This is a genomic window from Streptomyces palmae (genome assembly GCF_004684805.1).
Classification (GTDB): domain Bacteria; phylum Actinomycetota; class Actinomycetes; order Streptomycetales; family Streptomycetaceae; genus Streptomyces; species Streptomyces palmae.
Genome location: NZ_SRID01000433.1, coordinates 1 through 5,452, shown reverse-complemented (window position 1 = coordinate 5,452; position 5,452 = coordinate 1). Strand labels below are relative to the sequence as shown.

The following is a 5,452-nucleotide window of genomic DNA, read 5'->3' as shown; positions in this document are numbered from 1 at the left end:
ACCACCCACACCGCGTCGCCTTGCCCACCTACCCCTTCCAACGCACCCGGTACTGGCTGGACCCCTCACCCGGAGCCGCCGACCCCGACGGGCTCGGCCTGCGCCCCGCCGGCCACCCGCTGCTCGGTGCCGCCGTCACCCTGGCCGAAGGCGACCGGCACCTGTTCACCGGGCGGATCTCGCTGCGCACCCACCCCTGGCTGGCCGACCACGCGGTGCTGGGCACCGTACTGCTGCCCGGCACCGCATTCGTGGAACTCGCCCTCCAGGCAGGCGAGTCAGCCGGCTGCGACCTGGTCGAGGAGCTGACTCTGGAGGCTCCGCTGCACCTGCCGGAGCAGGGCGCGGTCCAACTCCAACTCGCCCTCGACGGCCCGGACGACACCGGCCGCCGCCGGCTGGCCATCCACTCCCGGCCCGACCAGGGCACCGCGCCGGACCACCCCTGGACACGCCACGCCACCGGCACCCTCGCCGCCGCCCCGGCCCACCCGGAGCCGACCGCACACCCCGGCACGCCGTGGCCGCCGGCGGACGCCGTGCCGGTGAACACCGACGGCCTGTACGAACGGCTCGCCGACCACGGCTACCACTACGGCCCGCTCTTCCGCGGCGTCCAGGCCGCCTGGCGACTCGGCGACACCCTGCTGGCCGAGATCGCCCTGCCCGGCGAGGACCGCGGCGCCGACGGGTTCACCCTCCACCCCGCGCTGCTGGACGCCGCCCTGCACCCCACCGCGCTGACCGGCACCGACCCGGCCGAGCCCGACCGGGGCGGCACCGGAGTCGGCCTGCCCTTCGCCTGGTCGGGGGTGCGCCTGCACGCCGTCGGCGCCCGCCGCCTGCGGGTCCGCATCGCACCGGCCGGCCCGGACAGCCTCACCCTGGACCTGGCCGACCCGACCGGCGCCCCGGTCGCCACCGTGGCCGCCCTGACGGTACGGCCCATCTCCCCGGAACAGCTCTCCGCCGCCCGCCACACCCCCACCGACGACCTCTACCAGCTCGACTGGAGCCCCCTGCCCACGCCGAGCGGCACCGTGCCGCACACCCGGTGGGCCCTGGTCGGCGAGGGCGCGGCGGAGTTCGCCCACGGGCTGCGGGCGGCCGGCGCCACCGCCGACCGGTACCCCGACCTGTCCGCGCTGGGCACCGCGGAACCGGCCCCGGACGCGGTCGCCATCAGCTGCGCCGGGCACCCGGACGCTGACCCGGCCAACCCCGCCGCCGTCGCCCGGGAGACCGCGCACCGGCTGCTCGCCCTGGTTCGGGACTGGCTGGCCGACAGCCGCTTCGCCCGCACCCCGCTGGTGGTAGTCACCCGCGGCGCCGTCCCCGGCCACCATGGCGAGGACGTCCACGACCTGGCCGCCGCCCCGGTATGGGGCCTGATCCGCTCCGCCCAGACCGAGAACCCCGACCGGTTCGTCCTCGTCGACCTCGACGGCCACCCCGCCTCCGCACAGGCGCTGCCCTCGGCGCTGGCCACCGGCGAGCCGCAGCTCGCGATCCGCGCCGGGACACTCTCCGTACCCCGGCTGAACCGGGCACGCCGGGAGGAGCGGATGACGCCCCCGCAGGGGGCCTCGGCCTGGCGCCTGGACCTGCTCACTGCCGGCACCCTGGACGACCTGGCCTTCGTCCCCCACCCGGAGCTGGCAGAAGAACCCCTGGCCCCCGGACAGGTACGTGTCGCGGTCCGCGCCGCCGGACTCAACTTCCGGGACGTCGTGGTCGCCCTCGGCATGGTCGCCGACACCCGTCCGCCCGGCGGCGAGGGCGCCGGCATCGTCCTGGAGACCGGGCCCGGAGTCACCGGACTCGCCCCCGGAGACCGCGTCATGGGCCTGTTCTCCGGCGGCACCGGGCCCATCACCATCGCCGACCACCGGCTGCTGTCCCCCATTCCCACCGGCTGGTCGTACGCCCAGGCCGCCTCGGTGCCGGTGGTCTTCGTCACCGCCTACTACGGACTGGCCGACCTGGCCGGGCTGAGCGCCGGCGAGACCCTGCTGGTGCACGCCGCCACCGGAGGCGTGGGCATGGCCGCCGTACAGCTGGCCAAGCACTGGGGCGTGGAGGTGTACGGCACCGCCAGCCCCGCCAAGTGGCCGACCCTGCGCGCCCAGGGACTGGACGGCACCCATATCGCCTCCTCCCGCGACCTCGACTTCGAGGAGCGCTTCCGCACCGCCACCGGCGGACGCGGCATCGACGTCGTCCTCAACTCCCTCGCCCACGCCTACGTGGACGCCTCTCTCCGGCTGACCACCCCCGGCACGGGCCGCTTCCTGGAGATGGGCAAGACCGACATCAGGGACCCCGAGGAGGTCGCCGCCGCCCACCCCGGCATCGACTACCAGGCGTACGACCTGATGGACGCGGGAGCCGACCGCATCCAGGAGATGCTCGCCGAACTCCACCCCCTCTTCGAGGCCGGAGTGCTCCAGCCGCTGCCCGTCACCACCTGGGACATCCGCAACGCGGTGGACGCCTTCCGCCACCTCAGCCAGGCCCGCCACACCGGCAAGATCGTGCTCACCCTGCCGCCCGCACCCGGTACCGGCACCCTGCGGGGGGCACATATCCCGGCCGGGGCCGGGACCTTGGCCGGGGTCGGCACCCCGCTCTGGACCGACATCGCGGCCGGCTCCGAGACCCTGGCCGAGATCGGCACCCCGGCAGGCACCGGAAGCCTGCCCGAGGCCGGCACCTCGACCGGCACGGGAACCCCGGCAGGCACCGGGCCCCTGCCCGAGGCCGGTCCGGACGCCGGCACTCGCACCGAGGGCACCGTGCTGATCACCGGTGGCACCGGTACCCTCGGCGGCCTCCTCGCCCGGCACCTGGTCACCCGCCACGGCGTACGCCGGCTGCTGCTCACCAGCCGCCGCGGCCCCGCCGCGGACGGCGCCGCGGAACTGGAGACGGAGCTGACCCGGTTGGGCGCCGAGGTCACCATCGCGGCCTGCGACGCCGCCGACCGGCGGGCACTGGCCGAACTGCTCGGCACCGTACCGCCGCAGCACCCCCTCACCGCGGTCGTGCACGCGGCCGGAGCCATCGACGACGCAGCGCTTCAGGCCCTCACCCCCGAGCAGCTCGACCGGGTGATGCGCCCCAAGGTGGACGCCGCCTGGAACCTCCACGAACTGACCCGGCACCAGGACCTCGACGAGTTCGTGCTGTTCTCCTCCATGGCCGGCACCTTCGGCGGCGCCGGACAGGCCAACTACGCCGCCGCCAACGCCTTCCTGGACGCCCTCGCCCACCACCGGCGCGCCCGCGGCCTGGCCGCGACCTCCCTCGCCTGGGGCCTGTGGGAACAGGCCAGCGGAATGACCGGACACCTGGGCCGGAGCGAACTGGGCCGGATGACGAGGTCCGGCGTCTCGGCGCTGCCCAGCGAGCGGGCACTCTCCTTGTTCGACACCGCACGGGCCCTCAACCGCGCCACCGCGGTCCCGGCCCGCCTCGACCTCACCGCGCTGCGCGACCGCCAACCGCTGCCGCCACTCCTGCGCGACCTGGTGCACGCCCGGTCCCGGCGGGTCGCGGCGGACGCCGCCGGCGACACCACCACCCTGACGCAGCGCCTGGCCCGGCTGCCCGAAGCCGAACGGCGCCAGACCCTGCTGGCCCTGGTACGCAAGGAGACCGCGGCCGTCCTCGGACACCCCACCCCGGAGGCCATCGGCCCGCAGCGCCCGTTCAAGGCCCTCGGCTTCGACTCCCTGACCTCAGTGGAGCTCCGCAACCGGATGAACCAGGCCACCGGACTCCGGCTCCCCGCCACTTTGGTCTTCGACTACCCGACCCCCCAGGCACTCGCCGACCACCTCAGGGGCGAACTCGTCGCCACCCCCGCCCCCGAACCGGCCCTGCCGGACCGGCGACGGACCGCACCGGCCGCCGGCGAGGACCCCATCGTGATCGTCAGCATGAGCTGCCGCTACCCCGGGGACGTGGCGTCCCAGGACGACCTGTGGCGCATGCTCACCGAGGGCACCGACGCCATCAGCCCCTTCCCGCAGGACCGCGGCTGGGCCATCGACACCCTCTACGACCCGGACCCCGACCACCCCGGCACCTCCTATGTGCGGGAGGGCGGCTTCGTCCGCGACGCCATCCACTTCGACGCCGAGTTCTTCGGCATCTCGCCGCGTGAGGCCCTGGCCATGGACCCCCAGCAGCGGCTGCTGCTGGAGACCTCCTGGGAGGCCATCGAACGCGCCGGGATCGCCCCCACCTCGCTGCGCGGCAGCCGGACCGGCATCTTCGTCGGAGCCATGGCCCAGGACTACCGCACCACCTCCCAATCCATCCCCGAGGGTCAGGAGGGCTACCTCCTGACCGGCAGCGCCACCAGCGTCATCTCCGGGCGTGTCTCCTACGTCCTGGGTCTGGAGGGCCCGGCGGTCACCGTGGACACGGCCTGCTCCTCCTCCCTGGTCGCCCTCCACCTCGCCGCCAACGCGCTGCGGGCAGGCGAATGCGATCTCGCGCTCGCCGGCGGGGTGGCGGTACTCGCCTCGCCGCAGGCCTTCATCGAGTTCTCCCGCCAGCGCGGCCTGGCCCCCGACGGCCGCTGCAAGCCCTTCGCGGCGGCGGCCGACGGTACGGGCTGGGGCGAGGGCGTCGGCCTGCTGCTGGTGGAGCGGCTGTCCGACGCCCGGCGCAACGGCCATCCGGTGCTGGCGGTGGTGCGCGGCAGCGCGGTCAACCAGGACGGCGCCAGCAACGGGCTGACCGCCCCCAACGGGCCCTCGCAGCAGCGGGTCATTCGCGCCGCCCTGGAGCAGGCGAGGTTGTCGCCGTCCGAGGTGGACGCGGTGGAGGCGCACGGCACCGGGACGACCCTGGGTGATCCGATCGAGGCCCAGGCGCTGCTGGCCACCTACGGGCAGGGGCGCGGGGATGACACTGAGCCGCTGTGGCTGGGGTCGGTGAAGTCCAACATCGGGCACACCCAGGCCGCCGCCGGAGTGGCCGGTGTGATCAAGATGGTGATGGCGATGCGGCACCAGGTGCTGCCACGCACCCTGCACGTGGACGAGCCTTCGCCGCATGTGGACTGGAGCGTTGGGCGGGTCGAACTGCTGCGGCAGGAAGTCCCGTGGACCACGCGGTCGGACCGCCCCCGGCGCGCCGGCGTCTCGTCCTTCGGCGTCAGCGGCACCAACGCGCACATCATCCTGGAGGAACCTCCCGAGACGGAGGAACCGCCCTCCCGCGACGAGGTGGCTGCCTCGGGTGTGGGTGGGTTGGTGCCGTGGGTGGTGTCGGGTCGTTCGGTGGAGGGATTGCGGGGGCAGGCGGCGCGGTTGGGTGCGTGGGCGTTGGACCGTGAGGGCGTGTCCGCGCGGGATGTGGGGTGGTCGTTGGCTTCGGGGCGTGCGGTGTTGGAGCACCGTGCGGTGGTGTGGGGTCGGGATGTGGGGGAGTTGGCGGC

The 5,452-nt window shown here is 74.7% G+C and carries 1 protein-coding gene; it reads left to right on the top strand.

The window, feature by feature from the left end; genetic code table 11:
• Positions 1–20: 20 nt before the first annotated feature.
• Positions 21–5,452 (top strand): SDR family NAD(P)-dependent oxidoreductase (locus E4099_RS34615; protein WP_167828509.1); only part of this gene is annotated, 5,432 nt, incomplete at its 3' end.